The organism is Nocardioides sp. LHG3406-4, from assembly GCF_049897745.1.
Taxonomy (GTDB): Bacteria; Actinomycetota; Actinomycetes; order Propionibacteriales; family Nocardioidaceae; genus Nocardioides.
The window spans coordinates 143,274-164,676 of record NZ_JAFCWV010000006.1 but is presented as its reverse complement, the minus strand read 5'-3'; the positions used below and the strand labels follow the sequence as shown (position 1 = coordinate 164,676).

Genomic DNA, 21,403 nt, shown 5'->3' with positions numbered 1-21,403 from the left:
TACCGCAGCGGGACGATCAGGACTGCTGCGACCAGTCCGGCAGCTCCTGGAGCGCCCAGCGGTTGCCGTCCCGGTCGGCGAACGACACGAACCGGCCCCAGGGGTGCTCCTCGACGCCGTCGGCGTCCACCCCGCGCGAGCGCAGGTCAGCCAGGGTGGTGTCGGCGTCGGCGACGACCATCTGCAGGTTGTCGAGCGAGCCGGGGGTCAGCCGGGTGAGGCCCCGGCCGATCGCGATCGAGCATGCCGACCCAGGCGGGGTCAGCTGCACGAAGCGAATCTCCTCGCTCACCGTGTAGTCGTGATCGGCGACGAAGCCGACCTTCTCGTAGAACTCCTTGGCCCGGTCGACGTCCGTCACGGGCACCATCACCAGCTCCAGCTTCATGTCCATGACATCGAGCCTAGGAAGTCATCAGGTCAGTTCCTGGCCTCTACATCGAAATTTCGAACGACCACCAGGAGTTGCTCGGCGCCTGCGAGCCTCGACCGGACGCACGTGGCTGACCTCACACCCAGCCGCTTTGACCTTCACACCTCTGTGAGGGTTCGACCATGGCGCCATGCGAAACGACACGGCACGGCCGGTCCCCGGCCCACAGACATCCACGAGCCAGCGGCTCCCGCTCGGGGCACTGATGGCCATGGCCACGGCCTCCTTCATCACCGTCCTGACCGAGGCCCTGCCAGGGGGCCTGCTGCCCGCGATGAGCAGCGACCTCCGGGTGGGCGAGTCGGCGATGGGGCAGGCGGTGACCATCTACGCGATCGGGTCCGCGGTCGCGGCGATCCCGTTGTCCGCGGCCACCTCCGGGTGGCGGCGCAAGAGACTGCTGCTGACCACGATGGCCGGGTTCGCGATCGCCAACACGATCACAGCCGTCTCCGACCAGTTCGTGCTGACGATGGTCGGCCGGTTCATCGCCGGCGTCTGCGGCGGGCTGGTCTGGGCGATGATGGCCGGCTACGCGCGGCGCATGGTCCCCAGCGCGCTTCACGGCAAGGCGATCGCGGTCGCCATGGCCGGGACGCCGCTCGCCCTGGCGCTCGGGGTGCCGGCAGGAACGCTCCTCGGCCAGGCTCTCGGCTGGCGGGTCGCCTTCCTCACCATGACCGTCATCGCCCTGGTCGTGCTCGCCTGGCTCGGCGTGACGGTCCCGGACTTCCCCGGCGAGCACCGGCAGCGTCGGTCCCGTGTCGCGCACACCCTGCGCGTGCCCGGCGTGACACCCGTCCTGTTCGTCGTCCTCACCGTCGTCCTGGCGCACACCGTCCTCTACACCTACATCGCGACCTTCCTCGACGAGTTCGGCATGGTCGACTCCACCGCAGCGGTGCTGTTCGTGTTCGGCACGGCGTCGGTGGCGGCCATCTCGCTGGTGGGCTCCCACATCCACCGTCGCCTGCGCCGCCTCACCATCGCCGGCACTCTCCTGTTCGCCGCAGGGACCACCCTCCTGGCCACGCTCGCCGACAGCCCGGTCGTCGTCTACGTCGCAGCGGCTCTGTGGGGAGTGGGATTCGGCGGCATGGCCACCCTCCTGCAGACGGCTCTGGGCGACGCGGCCGGCGCAGCGGCCGACACCGCCCAGGCCATGCTCGTCACGCTGTGGAACGCAGCGCTCGCCCTGGGTGGCGTCGCGGGCGGTCTGCTCCTCGACGGCCTGGGCGCGCGATCCTTCCCCTGGTTCGTCCTCGTCCTTCTGGCCCCGGCGCTGGCGGCCGTCGTCACGGGCACGCACGGGTTTCCCGCGAGGCGGAGGGAGGCGACCACATGAGTGCCGCGAACCGGGCCTAGGCGTGCAGCAGACCCGTCTCGTCGTTCACCGACTTCACGGCCAGGACCTTGTCGAGGTAGTCGGCGATCGCGTCCCGGTTGCGGGTCAGGCACTCGATGCGCTCGGACAGGCGCGCCTGCTCCAGCTGGAGGGTCGCGGTCATCTCGGGGGTCACGTTGGGGACGTAGATGGTCCGCGGCCTGTCCAGGCACGGCAGGAGCTGCTGGATGATGCGGGTCGGCAGTCCGGCATCGAGGAGCCCCTTGATCTGGAGGACGATGTCCACGTGCGCCTCGTCGTACTCCCGGTAGCCGTTGCGGGCCCGGCTGGGCGTGATCAGCCGCTGCTCCTCGTAGTAGCGCAGCAGCCGTCGGGACACGCCGGTGCGCTCCGCGAGCTCGCCGATCCTCATGCCCTCCAGGATAGGACGGGACCCTCACAGCCATGTGCAGGTCTCACGCTCGCAGCCCGGCTCAGACCTCGGTGCGCCCCTCGGAGTCCTTGCTCCGCAGCCCGATCTTGCTGCCCAGCCACACCAGCGGGTCGTACTTGCGGTCGACCACGCGCTCCTTCATCGGGATGATCGCGTTGTCGGTGATCTTGATGCCCTCGGGGCAGACCTCGGTGCAGCACTTGGTGATGTTGCACATCCCGAGCCCGGCGGCGTCCTGGGCCAGCGCCCGGCGGTCATGGGTGTCCAGAGGGTGCATGTCGAGCTCGGCGTACCGCAGGAAGAACCGCGGCCCGGCGAACGCCTGCTTGTTGTCCTCGTGGTCGCGTACGACGTGGCAGGTGTTCTGGCACAGGAAGCACTCGATGCACTTGCGGAACTCCTGCCCGCGCTCGACGTCGATCTGCGCCATCCGGCGCTTCCCATCGGGGTCGCGGGGGCCGAGGTCGGCGTACGGCAGCTCCTTGGCCTTCTCGTAGTTGTAGGACACGTCGGTGACCAGGTCGCGGATCACCGGGAACGTGCGCATCGGCGTGACCGTGATCGTGTCGGTCTCCTCGAAGTCGGAGAGCCGGGTCATGCACAGCAGCCGCGGCTTGCCGTTGATCTCCGCCGAGCACGAGCCGCACTTGCCGGCCTTGCAGTTCCAGCGGATCGCCAGATCGCCCGCCTGGGTCGCCTGCACCCGGTGGAGGGCGTCGAGGACGACCTCCCCCTCGGACACCTCCACGGTGTAGTCGCCGAGCTCGCCGCCGTCCTGGTCGCCGCGCCAGATCCGCATCTTCAGGTCGTATCCCATGGCTACTTCCCCTCCTTGCTGTCGGCTGGGCTCTCGGCGGCTGCCGGCTCGAAGTACCTCTTCAGCTCGTCGGGCATGACGGGCAGCGGCTTCTCGTGCAGGTCGACGCCGGTGCCCTGGTCGTTGAGGGTCACGATGAGGTTCTTGACGCCCCACTCCTCGTCGTTCGGCCCGGGGAAGTCGTCGCGGGTGTGCCCGCCGCGCGACTCCTGCCGGGCCAGCGCCGCCTTGGCGATGCACTCGCTGACGACGAGCATGTTGCGCAGGTCGAGCGCGAGGTGCCAGCCGGGGTTGTACTGCCGGTGTCCCTCGACCGCCATCGCCGCCGCCCGCACCTTGAACGCCTCGATCTCCTCGAGCGACCGCTCCAGCTCCTCGGCGGTGCGGATGATCCCGACCAGGTCGTTCATCGACTGCTGCAGGTCGCCCTGGATGGAGTAGGGGTTCTCGCCGCCCTCCAGCTCGAACGGCGCCAGCGCGCTCACCTCGGCGGCCTTGACGTCGGCCGGCGCCACGGCCGGCCGGTTGCCGCCCAGTCCGGCGGCGTACGACGCGGCGGCCTCCCCCGCCCGGCGCCCGAACACCAGCAGGTCCGACAGCGAGTTGCCCCCGAGCCGGTTGGAGCCGTGCATGCCCCCGGAGCACTCGCCCACGGCGTACAGGCCGGGGACGGCCGTCACCTCGGTGTCGGGGTCGACCTCGACGCCACCCATCACGTAGTGGCAGGTCGGGCCGATCTCCATCGGCTCGGCGGTGATGTCGACGTCGGCGAGCTCCTTGAACTGGTGGTACATCGACGGCAGCCGCTTGCGGATGAACTCCGGGCTCCGGCGGGAGGCGATGTCGAGGTAGATGCCGCCGTGCGGTGATCCGCGACCGGCTTTGATCTCGGAGTTGATCGCGCGGGCGACCTCGTCACGGGGCAGCAGCTCGGGAGGACGACGGTTGTTCGCCTTGTCGTCGTACCACCGGTCTGCCTCCTCGACCGTGTCGGCCGTCTCGCTCTTGAAGTACTCCGGGATGTAGTCGAACATGAACCGCTCGCCCTCGGAGTTCTTCAGGATGCCGCCGTCGCCGCGCACCGACTCCGTCACGAGCAGCCCCTTGACCGACGGGGGCCAGACCATGCCCGTCGGGTGGAACTGCACGAACTCCATGTTGATCAGCGAGGCCCCGGCCCGGAGCGCGAGCGCGTGCCCGTCACCGGTATACTCCCAGGAGTTCGAGGTGACCTTGAACGACTTGCCGATGCCGCCCGTCGCGAGGATGACGCTCGGCGCCTCGAAGGTGACGAAGCGTCCGGTCTCGCGCCAGTAGCCGAAGGCGCCGGAGACCTTGTCACCGTCCTTGAGCAGGTCGGTGACCGTGCACTCCATGAACACGTCGATGCCGAGCTGTACGGCGCGCTGCTGGAGCGTGCGGATCATCTCCAGGCCGGTGCGGTCACCGACGTGCGCCAGGCGGGCGTACCGGTGCCCGCCGAAGTCGCGCTGCGAGATGAGCCCGTCGTCGGTGCGGTCGAACAGGGCGCCCCAGTCCTCGAGCTCCATCACCCGCTCGGGGGCCTCCTGGGCGTGCAGCTGGGCCATCCGCCAGTTGTTGAGCATCTTCCCGCCACGCATGGTGTCGCGGAAGTGCACCTCCCAGTTGTCCTCGGGCCAGCGGTTGCCCATCGCCGCGGCGATGCCGCCCTCGGCCATCACCGTGTGTGCCTTGCCGAGGAGCGACTTGCACACGATCGCGGTCCGGGCGCCCGCGTCGTGCGCGGCGATCGCGGCCCGGAGGCCGGCACCGCCGGCGCCGACCACCACCACGTCGTAGGTGTGGCGCTCCATCCCGCCGCTGTGCTCCCCGGACATCTCGTTGCCGGTCATCTCGTGCCGAGCCATTAGAAGAACCTCACGTCGTCGATCACGCCGGTGGCGAGCAGGTAGATGTAGAGGTCCACCAGCGCCACCGAGAAGAGGGAGTACCACGCGTACTGGGCGTGCCGGGTGTTGAGCCGCGACACCCACGTCCACAGCCGGTAGCGGACCGGGTGCTTCGAGAAGTGCCGCAGGCGGCCGCCCACCGCGTGCCGGCAGGAGTGGCACGACAGGGTGTAGAGCCAGATCAGCACCACGTTGACCAGCATCAGGAGGGTGCCGAGCCCCATGTGGCCCCACTCGTGCTCGGCGTTGCGGAAGGCCAGCACGACGTCGAAGCTCAGGACCAGCGCGACCAGGACCGCGGCGTACCAGAACCAGCGGTGGATGTTCTGGAAGACGAGCGGGAAGCGGGTCTCACCGGAGTAGGCCTGGTGCGGCTCCGCGACGGCGCACGCGGGCGGCGAGAGCCAGAAGGCTCGGTAGTAGGCCTTGCGGTAGTAATAGCAGGTCAGCCGGAAGCCCAGCGGGAAGATCAGGATGATCAGCGCCGCCGAGAGCGGGAACGCCTGGAACGGCTGCCCGAAGTCGGACGCGCCGTCGACGCAGTCGCCCAGGCACGGCGAGTAGAACGGCGAGAGGTACGGCGACGCGTAGTAGCCGCTGCCCATGAAGGCACGCACGGTCGCGTAGACCACGAAGGCCGCGAACACCACGAAGGTCGCGAGCGGCGCCAGCCACCAGCGGTCCTCGCGCAGGGTCCTCTCCGGGATTCGCGCTCTGGTCGGGCCGCTCACTCCGGTGTCCGTCGATGCCACTAGTTCCTCCGCTGGTCAGACAACGCCCCCGACTATGGCGGGTGTCACACGCCAGCGGAAGGGGGCGCGCCCATTCGCGGACAGCGAGGGTGCGGTGGCTACACCCGGGCCATCAGGCCGACGGCGCTGCGCTTCAGGCCGGGGAAGACGGTCGCCGACGAGGCGCCGAACCGGGTCTCGACCACGTCGGCCAGCACGTTGCGGTAGTCGGTGGTGACCGCGAGGTCGGCCTCGTAGCTGTTGGCCAGGCCGGGCCACCGGCCGTGGTAGCCGCCCCTGACCCCGGCCCCGACGGCGAACATCACGTTGCCGTGGCCATGGTCGGTGCCGTAGCCGTCGTTCTCGACCACGCGGCGGCCGAACTCGCTGATCGTGACCAGCGTGACCTTCGGCGCCTGAGGGCCCAGGTCGGCGAAGAAGGCGGCGATGGAGGCGGCCAGGTCCTTGGCCTTGTCGGCCATCCAGCCGCCGTCGGCCGACCCCATGCCCGTGTGCATGTCCCAGTCGCCCTGGTCGACGGTGATGACCTCGACGCCGACGTCGCCGCGCACGATGCGGGCCGCCGTGGAGAGCGCGCGGCCCAGGTCGGACCCGGGATAGGTCTTCGAGTTGTCCACGGCCGCCTGGGCCGGGTCGAAGGCGTCGATGGCGGAGAAGACCGAGCGGATGCTCGTGCCCAGGCCGCTCCTCTCGTTGGCCCACAGGGTCTCCAGCGATGCCTTGCGGCGACCCTCCTTGTCGGCTCCGGGCACCTCCACGCTCTTGACGTTGCCGCCCGACATGACCGGGCTCCCTCCGTAGAGCGCGGTGGGCAGGGTGCCGACGCCGAACCCCTGCAGGGGGTGCGATCCCGCCGTGGTGCCGACCAGGCGGTTGAGCCAGCCGACGCGCTTGCTCGACCCCGGGTCGGCGTCCTCGATCTCCTCCATGGCCGCGAAGTGCGAGCGGTTGGCGACCGGCAGACCGGTGGCGTGAACCGCCGCCACCTGCCCGGCGTCCCACAGCGGCACGAGGGCGCTCATGGCGGGATGCAGCCCGAACATGGCGTCCTTCGCCAGCAGCCGGTCGGCGGGTACGGCGATGCGCGGCCGCGCCGCGTAGTAGACCGGGTCGGCGTGCGGCACCACGAGGGACAGGCCGTCGGCGGCGCCGCGCAGCGACACCACGACGAGCACCGACGACGCGCTCGCCGCCGCGGCCGGGGAGGCCGTGACGACGGCGTTGCCGACGACGGTGCTGGCGCCGGCCAGGGCCAGGGCGCCGGCGAACAGCCCGCGGCGCGAGACCGCGGCGTACTCGTCACAGCAGGGGGTGGCGGGGTTCTGCGTCATGGCGGTCACCTGGTGAAGTGGTCGGGCGAGTCGAGGAAGGTCGCGAGGAACCGCGGGAACATCCAGTCGGCGAGCGGGTGGTCGACGTCGATGGGCTCGTCGGCGTCGTAGCCGGTGGCCCGCTTGCACGCCAGCATCAGCGTGCCGGTGGCCGGGCGGTGCAGGATCCGCTCGGACATGTGCTCGACGTACTCGTCGAAGCGCAGCTGGGGCCTCGGCAGCCAGGACACCGGCTCGCGGAAGACGATGTCGTCGCCACCGGACCAGCCGCCCGCCATGCCGTAGTGCGTCGCCATCGAGCCGAGCAGCCGGGACGGGGAGGACCACCCGGCGTTGTCGATCGGCGCCCCGTCGGGGGGTGACCAGGTGTGCGGCGGCGGGCCGATCTGGCTGGTCTGCCAGAGCAGGGCGGCGACCCCGGAGGATCCGTACTCCTCCCCCGTAGGCGGCCGCCGGAACGTCGGCGCCAGGACGCGGAGGGTGGCGACGACGTCCTCGCCGGCGTCACGCACCTTCTCGCCCTCCGCCTTCTTGAAGGCCTTGGAGGCCACCAGCGCTCGCAGGACCGGCACGATCGCGGTGTCGTTGTCGAGGTAGACGCGGGCCAGCTGCCTGACGAGCGAGGCCGGCGGGTCGTCGCTGACGAACTTGATCGCGAGCTTGGTCGCCAGGTGCCGCGCGGTGTCGGGGTGGTGGGCGAGGTGCTTGAGGTAGTCGCGGGTGACCTTCTTGCCGTCCGCCTTGTGGTTCTTGTCCGTGAACCCCTTGACCTTGACCCGGCCCCGGTAGTGGGTGTCGTAGAGGTAGAGGGCGCGCCAGGCCTCGCGGTCGACCGTCCAGCCGGTCAGGATCCGTGCGGAGTCACGCACGTCGCGCTCGGAGTAGTTGCCGACCCCCACGGTGTGCAGCTCGAGCAGCTCGCGCCCGAGGTTCTCGTTGGGGTGCTCCTTGGTCGACTTGTCGGCGGCGAAGTACATCAGGTTCGCGGGGTGGGTCGCGGCCGCGAGCAGCAGCTCGTCGAAGCGCCCGAGGGCGTGCTTGCGGATCGTCTGCCCATAGTCGGCGCGGTAGGTGAAGTGCGGGTCGCCCACGGCCGGGACGTGGAGGTGGTTCTCCCAGAAGGACGTCATGACCTCCAGCACCTGGCGGTTGGAGTGCACGTGCCGCAGCAGCACCCAGCGGACATAGTCGTCCATCACCTGCCAGCCGCCCTCGACATCGGTCACCTGCCGCGTCCAGAGCTCTCCCGGTCCGCGCCGCATGCTCGGGAACCACGACGCGATCGTCTCCGCCTTGGGGTCACGGATCCGCGAGGGCTTGAGCTGACGCTCGAACCAGGCCTCGGCGCCCCCGCGCCGGCGGACGTCCCTGGCCAGCTCCGGGGTGATCCCGAACGAGAAGCGGCTCACCAGGTGGCGGTCCTGCTTGGACAGCAGCCGTCGCTTCCCCTTGCCCCTGCCCTTCCCGCCACCTGGGGCGAGGGCGTCGGCGGGGGCCGAGGCGAGCGGGAGGAGGGCGGCAGCCGCGCCCAGGCTGGCGCCGCCGACGAGGGCGCGCCGACCGAGGGCAGAGGTCGTTGAGGACATGGGGGGAGACTTCCAGGAGCGGGGGCGGACGCGACACGCTAGCGCGAGGGGGGTGCCCCGAGTAAGGGCCGAGCGGGTCGAATGTCACACCGCCCGGGCTCATGTCCCGGGTCCCACTGGCGGTAGCGTAACCATCGTGTCAGCCCAAGTCTCCGGCCCGAGCCTGGTCAGAGGTGCTCGTGCCTCGCGGTCCACGATCGCCCTCAAGCTCCTGATGGCCGTCAGTGGATTCGTCTTCATCGGCTTCGTGATCCTCCACATGTACGGCAACCTCAAGGCCTTCGCCGGCCATGACGCCTTCAACGAGTACGCGCACCACCTGCGCACCTTCGGACAGCCGATGCTGCCGTACTCCGGCCTGCTGTGGATCATCCGCGCCGCACTCGTCCTGTCGCTGGTGGCCCACGTGTACGCCGCGGTGGCGCTCTGGCGCCGCGCCCGGCTGGCCCGGCCGGTCAAGTACGTCGTGAAGAAGCACACCGGCGCGATCCCGGCCAGCCGGCTGATGCGCTGGGGCGGCGTGACGCTCCTGCTCTTCGTGGTGTGGCACCTGCTGAACTTCACCATCGGCAAGGTCAACGTCGACGGCGGTCCGACCAACGACCCCTACAACCTGTTGGTCGACACGTTCGCCACCTGGTGGCTCACGGTCATCTACCTGGTCGCGATGGCGATGCTCGGAGCGCACATCCACCACGGCTTCTGGAGCGCGTGCCAGACCATGGGGCTCACCGGCACCCAGCGCTCGCGCACCCTCGCCAAGCGGGTCGCGTTCACCCTGGCGGTCGTCATCGCCGGAGGGTTCTCGCTGGTCCCGATCTTCGTCCTCGCCGGTGTCATCGAGAAGTAAGGCAAAGCACCCCATGACCGACATGCCGGACACCACCCTCACGTCCCACCCCTCCCACGACGCCCCGCTCGGTGGCGAGACCGACGACGCCGCCGGCTACTACACGCCCGGCGCCCCGATCGCCGACACCAAGGCGCCCGGCGGCCCGATCGACGAGCGCTGGAGCACCCGCAAGTTCGAGGCGCGACTGGTCAACCCGGCCAACCGCCGCAAGCTGTCGGTGATCATCGTCGGCACCGGGCTCGCCGGCGGCTCGGCCGCGGCCACGCTCGGCGAGGCCGGCTACGTCGTGAAGTCCTTCTGCTACCAGGACTCACCGCGTCGCGCGCACTCCATCGCCGCCCAGGGCGGCATCAACGCCGCGAAGAACTACAAGGAGGACGGCGACTCCGTCCACCGCCTCTTCTACGACACGGTCAAGGGCGGCGACTACCGCTCCCGCGAGTCCAACGTCTACCGGCTGGCCGAGGTCTCGACCAACATCATCGACCAGTGCGTCGCGCAGGGCGTCCCGTTCGCCCGCGAGTACGGCGGCCTCCTCGATAACCGCTCCTTCGGCGGCGTCCAGGTCTCCCGCACGTTCTACGCCCGCGGCCAGACCGGCCAGCAGCTGCTCCTCGGCGCCTACCAGGCCCTGGAGCGCCAGGTGCACGCCGGGACGGTCGAGACCTTCACCCGTCACGAGATGCTCGAGCTGATCGTCGTGGACGGAAAGGCCCGCGGCATCATCGCCCGCGACATGGTGACCGGTGAGATCGAGACCCACCTCGCCGACGTCGTCGTACTCGCGAGCGGTGGCTACGGCAACGTCTTCTACCTCTCCACGAACGCGATGGGCTGCAACGTCACGGCGACCTGGCGAGCGCACCGCAAGGGCGCCTACATGGCCAACCCGTGCTACACGCAGATCCACCCGACCTGCATCCCGGTCTCGGGCTCGCACCAGTCGAAGCTGACGCTGATGAGCGAGTCGCTGCGCAACGACGGCCGCATCTGGGTGCCCAAGAAGCAGGCCGACTGCACCAAGGACCCGCGCGAGATCCCCGAGGCCGACCGCGACTACTACCTGGAGCGGATCTACCCCTCCTTCGGCAACCTGGTCCCCCGCGACATCGCGTCCCGGGCCGCCAAGACCGTCTGCGACGAGGGTCGCGGTGTCGGGCCCGAGGTCGACGGCGTACGCCGCGGTGTCTACCTCGACTTCGCCGACTCCATCGCCCGCCTCGGCCGCGACGGCATCGAGGAGAAGTACGACAACCTCTTCGACATGTACGCGCGCATCACCGGCGAGAACCCCTACGAGACGCCGATGCGGATCTACCCCGCCGTGCACTATGTGATGGGCGGCCTGTGGGTCGACTACGACCTCCAGTCGTCGATCCCGGGGCTCTTCGTGACCGGTGAGGCCAACTTCTCCGACCACGGTGCCAACCGCCTGGGCGCCTCGGCGCTGATGCAGGGGCTGGCCGACGGCTACTTCGTGCTGCCGCACACGATCCGCGACTACCTGGCCGACGGCCCGTTCGAGACCATCGACGAGCAGCACCCCGCCGTGGTCGAGGCCCGCACCCAGGTCGAGAGCCGGATCAACCACTTCATGACGGTGGGCGGCACCCGCAGCGTCGACTCCTACCACCGCGAGCTCGGCAACATCATGTGGGAGTACTGCGGCATGGAGCGCACCGCGGACGGGCTGCGCAAGGCCATCGACCTGATCCGCTCGCTCCGCGACGACTTCCACCGCAACGTGAAGGTGCTCGGCAGCGCCGACAGCCTCAACCAGAACCTCGAGAAGGCCGGCCGGGTGGCCGACTTCTTCGAGCTCGGTGAGCTGATGTGCATCGACGCCCTCAACCGCCGCGAGTCGTGCGGCGGCCACTTCCGGGCAGAGTCCGCGACCGAGGACGGCGAGGCGCTGCGCCACGACGACCAGTTCGCGTACGTCGCGGCGTGGGAGTTCGCAGGAGACGGCGAGGCGCCGGTGCTCCACAAGGAAGAGCTCGTCTACACGGCCATCGAGATGAAGCAGCGGAGCTACAAGTGAACGAAGCGAGAGACCGCGTCGGTCTGCACCCGAACGCGGCCGTGACCGTGCGGTCGAACTGCGAGCGAACGGACATGAAGTGAGTGACGGACAGAACATGCACATCACCCTGGAGATCTGGCGGCAGGCCGATGCGTCGAGCGAAGGCGAGATGAGGACCTACCAGGTCGACGACGTCTCCCCCGACATGTCGTTCCTCGAGATGCTCGACGTGCTCAACGAGCAGCTCAACGCGGCCGGCGAGGAGCCGGTGGCGTTCGACTCCGACTGTCGCGAGGGCATCTGCGGCATGTGCGGCCTGATGATCAACGGCGAGCCGCACGGGCCGGAGGTCACCACGACCTGCCAGCTGCACATGCGCTCGTTCCAGGACGGCGACACCATCACCATCGAGCCGTGGCGGGCCGGCGCGTTCCCGGTGATGAAGGACCTCTGCGTCGACCGCGGCGCCTTCGACCGGATCATCCAGCAGGGTGGCTACATCTCGGTCAACACCGGCTCGGCTCCCGAGGCCCACTCGGTGCCCGTGCCGCGTGACGACGCCATGCGCGCCTTCAACGTCGCCACCTGCATCGGCTGCGGCGCCTGCGTCGCCGCCTGCCCCAACGGCTCCGCGTCCCTGTTCATGGGTGCCAAGATCACCCACCTCGGCGAGCTGCCGCAGGGCCAGCCCGAGCGCGACAGCCGAGTGGTCAACATGGTCGCCCAGCACGACCACGAGGGCTTCGGCGGCTGCACCAACATCGGCGAGTGCACCGCTGCATGCCCCAAGGAGATCCCGCTCGACGTGATCTCGCAGCTCAACAAGGACCTGCGCACCGCGATGCGGCACGGGCACTGACCCAAGGCGCGCGGCTGAAGGCTTCGACACGCCAGTAGATCCACGTGTCGGAGCGGCCGCGCGGGCACGTCGCGACCCCCACAGGTCGCGATGGCGCTACGTTGGCGCACGATGAAGATCCTGATCTCTGCCGACATGGAGGGCGCCACGGGCGTCACCTGGCCCGCCGACTGCGAACCCGGCACGCCGGAGTGGCAGCGGTGCCGCCCGATGTTCACCTCCGACGTCAACGCCGCCATCGAGGGGTTCTTCGAGGGCGGCGCCACGGAGGTCCTGGTCAACGAGGCGCACTCGACGATGCGCAACCTGCTGCTGGAGGAGCTCGACGAGCGCGCCAGCATGCTGACCGGGCGGCACAAGGACCTCAGCATGGTCGAGGGTGTCCAGCACGGTGACGTCGACGGCATCGCGTTCATCGGCTACCACACCGGCGCCGGCACCGAGGGCGTGCTCGCGCACACCTATCTCCCCAACTCGATCACCGGCGTGTGGGTGGGTGGCACGCCCGCCAGCGAGGGCTTCCTGAACGCGGTCGTCTGCTCCGAGTACGGCGTCCCCGTCGTGCTCGTGACCGGCGACGACCGCGCCTGCCTCGACGCGGCGGCGTACGCCCAGGACGCCCGGACCGTCGCGGTGAAGGACTACGTCTCGCGGTACGCCGCAGTGTGCCGGCCGCCGGTGCGGACCCATGCCGACATCCGCGCGGCCGCCCAGGAGGCCATGACGCTGGCCGTGCGGCACGAGCCGCGGTCGTGGGGTCCGGTCGAGCTGGAGATCGAGGTCGACGCGACCCATCTGGTCGGGAACGCCTGCATGGTCCCCGGCGTGGAGCGCGTGGACGAGCGCCGGGTCCGCTACTCCAGCCCGACCGGCTACGAGATGATCCGCACGTTCAAGGCGGTGACGACTTTGATCTCCAACGCCGTGGAGAAGTCCTATGGCTGACCCCGTGGACGAGGTCGTGCGCTTCACCTCCGACCTGATCCGGATCGACACGTCCAACCGCGGGGCGGGCGACTGCGCCGAGCGTCCCGCCGCCGAGTACGTCGCCGCGCAGCTCGCTGAGGACGGGCTGGAGCCGCTGCTGCTCGAGTCCGCCCCCGACCGCGCGAACGTCGTGGTCCGGCTGGCCGGCGCCGACCGCGACCGACCGGGGCTGCTGGTGCACGGCCACCTCGACGTCGTGCCCGCCGAGCCCGACGACTGGACCGTGCACCCGTTCTCCGGCGAGGTGGCCGACGGGTGGGTCTGGGGACGCGGCGCGATCGACATGAAGGGCATGGTCGCGATGATGCTGACCGTCGCCCGGCGGATGGCCCGGGAGGGGCGCCGGCCGGCCCGGGACGTCGTGCTGGCGTTCACGGCCGACGAGGAGGACAGCGCCGCCGCCGGAAGCGACTGGCTGGTGCGCGAGCACGCGGACCTCTTCGAGGGCTGCGCCGAGGGCATCAGCGAGTCCGGCGCCTACACGTTCCACGCCGCGGAAGGCGTGCGGCTGTACCCCGTCAGCGCCGGCGAGCGCGGCACCGCCTGGCTCGAGCTCACCGCGCACGGCACCGCGGGACACGGGTCCCGGGCCAACGGTGACAACGCGGTCGGCGTACTGGCGGAGGCGGTCGCCCGCATCCACGCCCATCGCTGGCCGGCGCGGCTGACCCCGACCGTGCGGGCGGCACTGCGCGAGATCGGGGGCGCCCTCGGCGTCCCGACCGATCCAGAGGCTCCCGGCTTCGACGTCGACGACGCCATAGGAAGGCTCGGCGCCGCGGGTGACCTGGTGGCCTCCACGGTGCGCAACAGCGCCAACCCGACCATGCTCCAGGCCGGCTACAAGGTGAACGTCATCCCGGGCTCCGCCACGGCGCGGGTCGACGGCCGGGTCCTGCCGGGCGGCGACGCCGAGTTCGAGGCCACGCTCGACCGGCTGTGCGGCGATGCCGTCAGCTGGCGCTACGTCCATCGCGAGGTGCCGCTGGAGGCCTCGGTGGACACCCCGACGTTCACCGCCATGCGGGAGTCGCTGCTGGCGGAGGACCCCGGCGCGCACGTCGTACCCGTCTGCCTGGCCGGCGGCACCGACGCGAAGCAGTTCTCCCGGCTCGGCATCACGGGCTACGGGTTCGCCCCGCTCCGCCTGCCCGACGGCTTCGACTACTCGGCCGCGTTCCACGGCGTCGACGAGCGGGTGCCCGTCGACGGCCTGGAGTTCGGGGTCGAGGTCCTCGACCGGTTCCTGGCCACCTGCTGAACGGAGTGCACATGACCACCACGACGCCGTACGGCGCCTGGCCCTCGCCCCTCACCGCGCGCAGCGCGGCCGCCGACGACGGGATGCCACGGTGGGTGTCCGCGCGCGGGGACGCCGTGTGGTGGTGCGAGCCACGACCCGCCGAGAGCGGCCGGGTCGCCCTGGTCCGCCGCGTCGGCGACGGCCCGGTCGAGACCGTGCTCCCGGCGCCGTGGAACGTCCGCAGCCGCGTGCACGAGTACGGCGGCCGGTCCTACCTGGTGCTGCCGGACGACGCGGTGGTCTTCGCGGAGTACGCCGACCAGCGGCTCCACCTGGCCCGAGCCGGCGGCGAGCCGGTGCCGATCTCGCCCGCTCCGGCGGTGGCGAGCGGACTCCGCTACATCGAGCCGTTCCTCTCCCCTGACGCGAGCGAGGTGTGGTGCATCCGCGAGGAGCACCACAGCGAGGTCGCGACCGACGTCACCCGCTCGATCGTGGCGGTCCCCCTCGACGGCTCCGCGGCGACCGACCCGGCCCGGGCACGGGTGGTGGTCGAGGACGGCCACTTCCTGGCCTGTCCGCAGCTGTCGCCGGACGGCACCCAGCTGTCCTGGCTGACCTGGGACCACCCTCAGATGCCCTGGGACGCCACCCTGCTGCGGGTGGCCGAGCTCGGCGACGGCATCGCCGGGCAGGCCAGGACCGTCGCCGGCGGCCCGGACGAGTCGGTGCCGCAGGCATGCTGGCTCGACGACTCGACCCTGCTGGCGGCCAGCGACCGCAGCGGCTGGTGGAACCTGCACCGCATCGACCTCGACTCCGGGCGGTCCGAGAGCGTCTGCCCGCGCGACGAGGAGTTCGCCGGCCCGTTGTGGAACCTCGGGCCGCGCTGGTTCGGCGTGCTCGACGACGGCCGGGTCGCCACCCTGCACGGGGTCGGCGCCATGCGGCTGGGCCTGCTCGACCCCAGCACGGGGGTCCTCGGTGATGTCGAGTCCCCCTTCACCGAGTGGTCCGGACAGCTCCATCTCGCCGACGGCCGTGTCCTGGCGGTGGCGGGAGCGTCCGACCGGCCCTTCCAGGTCGTGGCCTTCGACCCGGCCACCTCGCAGACCACGGTCGTCTCGGAGGTGGGTGAGCCCGGCGCGCTCGCCGACTACGTGCCCGTCCCCGAGCACCGGACCTTTCCCGGACCCGGCGGCGAGGTGCACGCCCACCTCTACCCGCCCCGGCATCCCGAGGTGACCGGGCCGGCGGACAAGCTGCCGCCGTACGTCGTCTTCGTGCACGGCGGCCCGACCAGCCGGTCCCCGATGGTCGAGGACCTCGAGATCGCTTTCTTCACCAGCCGCGGGATCGGTGTCGTCGACGTGAACTACGGCGGGTCGACCGGCTACGGACGCGACTACCGCAGGAGGCTCAACGAGAGCTGGGGCGTCGTCGACATCGACGACTGCGTGGCTGTCGCGCAGGCGCTGGTGACCGCCGGCCTGGCCAGCGCCGACCGCCTGGCCATCCGCGGGCTCAGCGCCGGCGGGTGGACCACCGCGGCCGCGCTGGCTGCGACAGACGTCTTCGGGTGCGGCGCGATCGCCGCACCGATCCTGGACCTGGTCGCCTGGCAGGGCTCGGGCACCCACGACTTCGAGGCGCACTACCTGCACAGCCTCGTCGGCCCGTGGCCCGACACCGCGACCCGCTACGAGGAGCGCTCTCCGCTGGCCCGGGCGGACCAGGTGCACGCGCCGTTCCTGCTCCTGCAGGGCGACGAGGACGTCATCTGCCCACCGTCGCAGGCCGAGGAGTTCCTGGCCCGCGCGGCCGGGCACGGCGTGCCCCACGCCCACATCGTCTTCGCAGGCGAGCAGCACGGCTGGCGCCAGGAGTCCACGATCGCGGCCGCGCTCGAGGCCGAGCTCTCGCTCTACGGCCAGGTCTTCGGCTTCGACCCGCCCGACATCACGCGGCTCGAGCTGCACCCGTGAGCGAGGGGCTGCAGCCGCTCACGAGGCCGCCGCGGCTGCGCGAGGGCGACAAGGTTGCGGTGGTCTCGCCCAGCGGACCCGTCCTACCCGACCGGCTCGAAGCCGGCTGCGAGATCCTGCGTGCCTGGGGACTCGAGGTCGAGATCGCGCCGCACGTCCTCGACGTGCACCCGGAGCTCGACTACCTCGCCGGCACCGACCGGGCGCGGGCCGAGGACCTCCAGGCGGCCTGGCTCGACCCCTCGGTGGCGGGAGTGCTGTGCGCCCGCGGTGGGTACGGCGTGCAGCGGATGGTCGACCTGCTCGACTGGAGCGCGATGCGCGACGCCGACCCCAAGGTGTTCGCGGGCTTCAGCGACATCACCGCCCTGCATGCGGCCTTCGCCTCCGAGCTCAGGGTGGCCACCCTGCACGCGCCCATGGTGGCGGTGATGTCGTTCGTCGAGGCCGGGCACACCGCAGACCTCGCGCACGCGATGCTGTTCGACCCGGAGTCGCAGCTGTGCCTGACCTCGGCCACCGCGCAGACGTTGGTGCCCGGGGTGGCCCGAGGCGTCACCGTGGGCGGCTGCCTGAGCCTGCTGGCCAGCGAGCCCGGCACACCCCACGCACGCAGGAGCGCTGCGGGCGGCATCGTCCTGCTCGAGGACGTGGGCGAGGATCGCTACCGCCTCGACGGCTTCCTGACCCACCTGCTGCGCAGCGGCTGGTTCGACGGCGTCACCGGCATCGCGCTCGGGTCCTGGCTCGACTGCGAGGACGGCGTACGCGAGCTGATGCTGGACCGGCTGGGCGGCCTCGGCGTGCCCGTCGTGTGGGAGCTGGGCTTCGGCCACGGCACGCCGTCCCTGACGGTGCCGCTCGGTGTGCCGGCGACCCTGGACGCGGACGCCGGCACCCTCACACTGGACGTGCCGGCTCTGCTGTGACCCGGGCGTAGTGGCAGGCCACCTGCGAGGTGGCCTCCGCGCTCAGGATCTCCAGGTCGACCGTGCGGCACTGGTCGGCCACGCCCGCGGCGTCGGCCGCCCCGGACGCGAGCACGGGGCACCTCAGGTGGAACCGGCACCCGGCCGGGATGCGGGCCGGGTCCGGCGGCTCGCCCGTGAGCACCGTGGGCTCCGCGGCCCCGCCGGTCGCGTCGGGCAGCACCGAGAGCAGGGCCTGCGTGTAGGGGTGCTCGGGTGCCGACAGGATCTTCTCGACGGGACCGGTCTCGACGATGCGGCCGAGGTACATCACCGCGACCCGGTCGGCGATGTTCCACGCCAGCCCGAGGTCGTGGGTGACCACGAGGCAGGACAGGCCGAGGTCGTCGCGCAGCCGCAGCAGGAGGGAGAGGATCTCGCCGCGTACCGACGCGTCGAGGGAGGCCACCGGCTCGTCGGCCACCAGGGTGGTCGGATGCAGCACCAGCGCGCCCGCGATCACCACCCGCTGCCGCTGGCCGCCGGAGAGCTCGTGGGGGTAGCGCAGGAAGAAGCGCTCGGGCGGACGCAGCCCGGCCCGCGACAGCGCGTCGGCGACGGCCGCCTGCTCGTCGGCCACCCCACCGTGGATGCGCAGTCCCTCGGCGACGGCCTCGTAGACGGTGTGCCGCGGGTTGAGCGAGCCGGTGGGGTCCTGCAGCACCAGCTGGACCTTCCGCCGGTACGCCGACAGCGCACGGCTGGAGTAGGACAGCGGTGTGTCGTCGTAGTAGATCGTGCCCTGGTCGGGACGCTCGAGACCGAGCAGGGTCCGGGCCAGCGTGGTCTTGCCGCAGCCGGACTCCCCCACCAGGGCCACGATCTCCTTCGGCCGGACGTGGAGGTCGACACCGTCGACGGCGCGGGCCACGCCACCGCCGCCGCGAGCCGGGAAGCCGACGTGCACCCCCTCCGCGCGCAGCCCGGCCCCGCTCATCGGGCCACCTCCTCGGCAGGGGCGAGCAGACCCTCACCCTGGTCGGGGAGCACCAGGACGCACGCGGCCCTGGTCGCCTCGCCGGCGGGCCACAGCTGCGGGTCGATGTCGTCGCAGATGTCGCGAGCCGACGGGCACCGCGGGTGGAAGCTGCAGCCGGACGGGAGGTCGGCCGGGTCGGGAGGGTCGCCGGCCAGTCCGCGCGGCCGGAGGCGGGACGCCGGGTCGCCGATGCGGGGGAAGGCGTCCGAGAGCGCCGAGCTGTAGGGATGGCGGCCGGACTCGAAGACCTGCCTGGCCGGGCCCTCCTCGACCACCCGGCCGGCGTACATCACGGCCAGCCGGTCGCACGTGCCGGCGAGCACCGCCAGGTCGTGGCTGATCATCATCAGGCTGATGTCGCTGTCGCGGACCAGGTCCTCGATCAGCCGCAGGATCTGCGCCTGGACCATGACGTCGAGCGCCGTGGTCGGCTCGTCGGCGACGATCAGCCGCGGGTTGCAGGCCAGCGCCATCGCGATCATCACCCGCTGCCGTTGGCCGCCGGACAGCTCGTGGGGGTAGGCCTGGGCACGCTCGGGGGGCAGTCCGACCTGGGTCAGCAGCTCGTCGACGCGGCGGTCGGCCACCGCCTGGGTCACCCGCTCGTGGAGCAGGATCGGCTCTGCGATCTGCGCCCCGATGCGGTGCACCGGGTTGAGGGAGTGCATCGCACCCTGGAAGACGATGGAGGTGCCCGCCCAGCGCACGGCACGCAGCCGGCCCCACGACATCGTGAGGACGTCCTCGCCCTCGAAGAGGATCCGGCCGCCCAGGGTGGCGGTCGGTGGCAGCAGCCTCAGCAGCGCCAGCGCCACAGTCGACTTGCCACAGCCGGACTCGCCGGCCAGCCCCAGCTTCTGACCCGCGTCGAGCGACAGGCTGACACCGCGCACCGCGGGGACCGGGCCCCCACCGGTGCGGTAGGTGACCGTCAGGTCCTCGATCTCCAGCAGGGTCATCGACGTCCCTATCTCTCGCTCAGTCTCGGGTTGAGCACCTGCTCGAGCGCCCGCCCGACGAGGGTGAAGGCCAGCGCGACGAGGGCGATGGCGAAGCCGGGAGGGAGGATCCACCACCACAGCCCGGCTGAGGTGGCACCCGCGCTGCGCGCCTCCTGCAGCGTCGAGCCCCAGGAGATCCGCGACGAGTCGCCCAGCCCGAGGAAGGCCAGCGTGGACTCGGCGATGATCGTGCCCGCGACCAGGAGCGTGGTGCGGGCCAGCACGATCGGCATCACGTTGGGGAGCACGTGGCGGCTCATCACGTGCCAGTGGCCCCCGCCCAGCGCCTTGGCGCGCTCGATGTAGGGCCGGGACTCGACCGCCAGCGTCTGCGCTCGCACCAGCCGGGCGGTGACCGGCCACGCGGTGACGCCGATGGCGATGATGATCGTGCTCAGCCCCCGGCCCATCACGACGACGAGCGAGATCGCCAGCACCAGCGTCGGCAGCACGAGCACCCAGTCGGTGAACCTCATCAACACCGACTCGACCCAGCCGCGGAAGTGCCCGGCGGTGATCCCGACGAGGGTGCCGAGGAACACCGAGATGAAGGTGGCCAGGAAGCCCACGGTCAGCGAGACCCGGGCGCCCTCCCAGATGAGGTGCATGATCGACCGGCCGAAGCTGTCGGTGCCGAGCGGGTAGGTCCAGCTCGGGGACGCCACGAACGGTCCCGGCGCCCGCGTCAGGCTGAGCTCGGCCGGGCTGATGAACAGCGGTGCCAGCAGGGCGCCCACGCACGCGAGCAGCAACGTGACGAGCCCGACCATGCCTGGGGTGCTGCGACGGAACTCGCTCCACAGCCGGCGTACGGCGCGCCCGCGGCGTGCCCACGCGAGGTGCCGGGGCACGGGTGCCGGCGTCGGGGCGGGTGTCTGGGGTGTCGAGCTCATCGGCGTACCCGGGGGTCGAGGAAGGGGTAGATCAGGTCGGCGAGCAGGTTCATCACGATCACCGCGGCGGAGAAGAAGAGGAACATGCCCTGGATCAGCGGCAGGTCGGGCACCTTGAGCGCCTCGTAGAACATGTTGCCGAGGCCGGGCCAGGAGAAGACGGACTCGACCAGGATCGTGCCGGCCACCACTCCCCCGAGGTCGATGGCGATCATCGTCACCGTGGGCAGCAGGGCGTTCGGGACGGCGTGCTTGCGCCGCACCCTGGCGTCGCGCAGGCCCTTGGCCCGCGCGGTGAGCAGGTAGTCGCTGCCCATCTCGTCGAGCAGCGACGACCTGATCACCAGGAGGTACTGCGCGTAGACGACGGCGACCAGGGTCACCACGGGCAGCACGAGGTGGAGGGCGACATTGCCGATCAGGTCGGTGCCGGTCACCCCCGGATCGCGCATCCCCCCGGTCGGGAAGAGCCCGGGTATCGGCCCCAGGCCGGACGAGAAGACGATGATCAGCATCAGCCCCAGCCAGAACGTCGGGACCGACCACAGCGACAGCGCGATCCCGGTGTTGACCCGGTCGCTCGTGCTGCCGCTGCGCCAGCCCGACCTGATGCCGATCCAGAGCCCCAGCACGGCCGACAGCACGGTGGCCGTGCCGACGAGCAGGACGGTCGGCAGCAGCTTCTCGCCGATCAGCCCGGCGACCGACTCGGCACCGCGGTACTGGTAGGACGTGCCGAGGTCGAAGTGCGCCAGCTGGACGACGTAGTCGACGAACTGGCGCCACAACGGCTGGTCGAGCCCGAACTGGTGACGCAGCGCCTCGAGCTGCTCGATGCTGACGTTCTGGTCCTCCGTCATGGTCCGCACCGGATCCCCGGGCAGCACTCGGAACAGGAAGAACCCGATGAACGCCACCGCGAGGAGCGAGAGCGCGGCCCCGAGCAGACGGCCGACGACGTAGCGGGTCGTCTTCCCCATCCGC

Annotated in this window: 19 protein-coding genes; 8 read left to right on the top strand and 11 right to left on the bottom strand. The window is 71.0% G+C overall.

Going from position 1 to position 21,403, the window contains the following annotated elements; all coding sequences use genetic code 11:
• Window positions 1-16: 16 nt before the first annotated feature.
• Window positions 17-394, bottom strand: coding sequence for a VOC family protein (locus ACP7BP_RS19380; protein WP_426247032.1), 378 nt, complete (start codon window positions 392-394; stop codon window positions 17-19).
• Window positions 395-563: 169 nt separating this feature from the next.
• Between ACP7BP_RS19380 and ACP7BP_RS19375 the strand changes: the two genes are divergently transcribed.
• Window positions 564-1,778, top strand: coding sequence for an MFS transporter (locus ACP7BP_RS19375; RefSeq protein WP_426247030.1), 1,215 nt, complete (start codon window positions 564-566; stop codon window positions 1,776-1,778).
• A 16-nt stretch (window positions 1,779-1,794) separates the two neighbouring features.
• On the opposite strand, the gene ACP7BP_RS19370 is transcribed toward ACP7BP_RS19375, so the two are convergent.
• The 6 genes from ACP7BP_RS19370 to ACP7BP_RS19345 all read right to left on the bottom strand — a co-directional run bounded on the left by ACP7BP_RS19370 (window position 1,795) and on the right by ACP7BP_RS19345 (window position 8,628).
• Window positions 1,795-2,190, bottom strand: a complete 396-nt coding sequence (locus tag ACP7BP_RS19370) for a MerR family transcriptional regulator (RefSeq protein ID WP_426247028.1) — start codon at window positions 2,188-2,190, stop codon at window positions 1,795-1,797.
• A 61-nt stretch (window positions 2,191-2,251) separates the two neighbouring features.
• The gene (locus ACP7BP_RS19365; protein ID WP_426247026.1) at window positions 2,252-3,028 is read right to left on the bottom strand and encodes a succinate dehydrogenase/fumarate reductase iron-sulfur subunit; all 777 of its coding nucleotides are present in this window, start codon (window positions 3,026-3,028) and stop codon (window positions 2,252-2,254) included.
• Window positions 3,029-3,030: 2 nt separating this feature from the next.
• Window positions 3,031-4,917: a fumarate reductase/succinate dehydrogenase flavoprotein subunit gene (locus ACP7BP_RS19360; RefSeq protein WP_426247025.1), complete on the bottom strand. Its 1,887-nt coding sequence runs from the start codon at window positions 4,915-4,917 to the stop codon at window positions 3,031-3,033.
• On the bottom strand, window positions 4,917-5,690 hold the full coding sequence (locus ACP7BP_RS19355; RefSeq protein ID WP_426247023.1) for a hypothetical protein: 774 nt from the start codon (window positions 5,688-5,690) through the stop codon (window positions 4,917-4,919). Before ACP7BP_RS19355 ends, ACP7BP_RS19360 begins: the two co-directional genes overlap by 1 nt.
• A gap of 119 nt (window positions 5,691-5,809) precedes the next feature.
• Entirely contained in the window at window positions 5,810-7,042 is a 1,233-nt protein-coding gene (locus ACP7BP_RS19350; RefSeq protein ID WP_426247021.1) for a DUF1501 domain-containing protein, read from the bottom strand.
• A 5-nt stretch (window positions 7,043-7,047) separates the two neighbouring features.
• Window positions 7,048-8,628: a DUF1800 domain-containing protein gene (locus ACP7BP_RS19345; RefSeq protein ID WP_426247019.1), complete on the bottom strand. Its 1,581-nt coding sequence runs from the start codon at window positions 8,626-8,628 to the stop codon at window positions 7,048-7,050.
• Between the two features lie 136 nt (window positions 8,629-8,764).
• Here ACP7BP_RS19345 and ACP7BP_RS19340 point away from each other — a divergent pair, with 136 nt between their 5' ends.
• From ACP7BP_RS19340 to ACP7BP_RS19310, 7 genes are all read left to right on the top strand, one after another.
• A complete protein-coding gene (locus tag ACP7BP_RS19340; RefSeq protein WP_426247018.1) occupies window positions 8,765-9,478 on the top strand; it encodes a succinate dehydrogenase cytochrome b subunit in 714 nt (237 codons plus the stop codon).
• 22 nt (window positions 9,479-9,500) lie between these two features.
• Window positions 9,501-11,522 (top strand): fumarate reductase/succinate dehydrogenase flavoprotein subunit, encoded by a 2,022-nt coding sequence (locus ACP7BP_RS19335; RefSeq protein WP_426247190.1) that lies wholly within the window; start codon window positions 9,501-9,503, stop codon window positions 11,520-11,522.
• 97 nt (window positions 11,523-11,619) lie between these two features.
• Window positions 11,620-12,363, top strand: a complete 744-nt coding sequence (locus ACP7BP_RS19330; RefSeq protein WP_426247188.1) for a succinate dehydrogenase/fumarate reductase iron-sulfur subunit — start codon at window positions 11,620-11,622, stop codon at window positions 12,361-12,363.
• A 111-nt stretch (window positions 12,364-12,474) separates the two neighbouring features.
• On the top strand, window positions 12,475-13,308 hold the full coding sequence (locus ACP7BP_RS19325) for a M55 family metallopeptidase (RefSeq protein ID WP_426247016.1): 834 nt from the start codon (window positions 12,475-12,477) through the stop codon (window positions 13,306-13,308).
• Window positions 13,301-14,611: a M20/M25/M40 family metallo-hydrolase gene (locus tag ACP7BP_RS19320; RefSeq protein WP_426247015.1), complete on the top strand. Its 1,311-nt coding sequence runs from the start codon at window positions 13,301-13,303 to the stop codon at window positions 14,609-14,611. Before ACP7BP_RS19325 ends, ACP7BP_RS19320 begins: the two co-directional genes overlap by 8 nt.
• An 11-nt stretch (window positions 14,612-14,622) precedes the next feature.
• Window positions 14,623-16,578 (top strand): prolyl oligopeptidase family serine peptidase, encoded by a 1,956-nt coding sequence (locus ACP7BP_RS19315; RefSeq protein WP_426247014.1) that lies wholly within the window; start codon window positions 14,623-14,625, stop codon window positions 16,576-16,578.
• A complete protein-coding gene (locus ACP7BP_RS19310; RefSeq protein ID WP_426247012.1) occupies window positions 16,575-17,507 on the top strand; it encodes a S66 peptidase family protein in 933 nt (310 codons plus the stop codon). Before ACP7BP_RS19315 ends, ACP7BP_RS19310 begins: the two co-directional genes overlap by 4 nt.
• Here ACP7BP_RS19310 and ACP7BP_RS19305 read toward each other — a convergent pair.
• The 4 genes from ACP7BP_RS19305 to ACP7BP_RS19290 are packed head-to-tail and all read right to left on the bottom strand — an operon-like array spanning window position 17,479 to window position 21,399.
• Window positions 17,479-18,483 carry an ABC transporter ATP-binding protein gene (locus ACP7BP_RS19305; RefSeq protein WP_426247010.1) on the bottom strand — a complete coding sequence of 335 codons (1,005 nt, stop codon included), beginning with the start codon at window positions 18,481-18,483 and terminating at the stop codon, window positions 17,479-17,481. The genes ACP7BP_RS19310 and ACP7BP_RS19305 overlap by 29 nt on opposite strands.
• A complete protein-coding gene (locus ACP7BP_RS19300) occupies window positions 18,480-19,484 on the bottom strand; it encodes an ABC transporter ATP-binding protein (protein ID WP_426247009.1) in 1,005 nt (334 codons plus the stop codon). Before ACP7BP_RS19300 ends, ACP7BP_RS19305 begins: the two co-directional genes overlap by 4 nt.
• A gap of 8 nt (window positions 19,485-19,492) precedes the next feature.
• Complete coding sequence (locus ACP7BP_RS19295) at window positions 19,493-20,419, bottom strand: ABC transporter permease (protein ID WP_426247007.1); 927 nt, start codon at window positions 20,417-20,419, stop codon at window positions 19,493-19,495.
• Window positions 20,416-21,399: an ABC transporter permease gene (locus ACP7BP_RS19290; RefSeq protein ID WP_426247005.1), complete on the bottom strand. Its 984-nt coding sequence runs from the start codon at window positions 21,397-21,399 to the stop codon at window positions 20,416-20,418. The genes ACP7BP_RS19295 and ACP7BP_RS19290 overlap by 4 nt, the downstream gene beginning before the upstream one ends.
• Between the last annotated feature and the right edge of the window lie 4 nt (window positions 21,400-21,403).

What these genes read in the sequence shown, in the direction of transcription:
- ACP7BP_RS19380 (WP_426247032.1), bottom strand. Translation starts at nt 394, where the DNA reads ATGGACATGAAGCTGGAGCTGGTGATGGTGCCCGTGACGGACGTCGAC.
- ACP7BP_RS19375 (WP_426247030.1), top strand. Translation starts at nt 564, where the DNA reads ATGCGAAACGACACGGCACGGCCGGTCCCCGGCCCACAGACATCCACG.
- ACP7BP_RS19370 (WP_426247028.1), bottom strand. Translation starts at nt 2,190, where the DNA reads ATGAGGATCGGCGAGCTCGCGGAGCGCACCGGCGTGTCCCGACGGCTG.
- ACP7BP_RS19365 (WP_426247026.1), bottom strand. Translation starts at nt 3,028, where the DNA reads ATGGGATACGACCTGAAGATGCGGATCTGGCGCGGCGACCAGGACGGC.
- ACP7BP_RS19360 (WP_426247025.1), bottom strand. Translation starts at nt 4,917, where the DNA reads ATGGCTCGGCACGAGATGACCGGCAACGAGATGTCCGGGGAGCACAGC.
- ACP7BP_RS19350 (WP_426247021.1), bottom strand. Translation starts at nt 7,042, where the DNA reads ATGACGCAGAACCCCGCCACCCCCTGCTGTGACGAGTACGCCGCGGTC.
- ACP7BP_RS19345 (WP_426247019.1), bottom strand. Translation starts at nt 8,628, where the DNA reads ATGTCCTCAACGACCTCTGCCCTCGGTCGGCGCGCCCTCGTCGGCGGC.
- ACP7BP_RS19335 (WP_426247190.1), top strand. Translation starts at nt 9,501, where the DNA reads ATGCCGGACACCACCCTCACGTCCCACCCCTCCCACGACGCCCCGCTC.
- ACP7BP_RS19330 (WP_426247188.1), top strand. Translation starts at nt 11,620, where the DNA reads ATGCACATCACCCTGGAGATCTGGCGGCAGGCCGATGCGTCGAGCGAA.
- ACP7BP_RS19325 (WP_426247016.1), top strand. Translation starts at nt 12,475, where the DNA reads ATGAAGATCCTGATCTCTGCCGACATGGAGGGCGCCACGGGCGTCACC.
- ACP7BP_RS19320 (WP_426247015.1), top strand. Translation starts at nt 13,301, where the DNA reads ATGGCTGACCCCGTGGACGAGGTCGTGCGCTTCACCTCCGACCTGATC.
- ACP7BP_RS19315 (WP_426247014.1), top strand. Translation starts at nt 14,623, where the DNA reads ATGACCACCACGACGCCGTACGGCGCCTGGCCCTCGCCCCTCACCGCG.
- ACP7BP_RS19305 (WP_426247010.1), bottom strand. Translation starts at nt 18,483, where the DNA reads ATGAGCGGGGCCGGGCTGCGCGCGGAGGGGGTGCACGTCGGCTTCCCG.
- ACP7BP_RS19300 (WP_426247009.1), bottom strand. Translation starts at nt 19,484, where the DNA reads ATGACCCTGCTGGAGATCGAGGACCTGACGGTCACCTACCGCACCGGT.
- ACP7BP_RS19295 (WP_426247007.1), bottom strand. Translation starts at nt 20,419, where the DNA reads ATGAGCTCGACACCCCAGACACCCGCCCCGACGCCGGCACCCGTGCCC.
- ACP7BP_RS19290 (WP_426247005.1), bottom strand. Translation starts at nt 21,399, where the DNA reads ATGGGGAAGACGACCCGCTACGTCGTCGGCCGTCTGCTCGGGGCCGCG.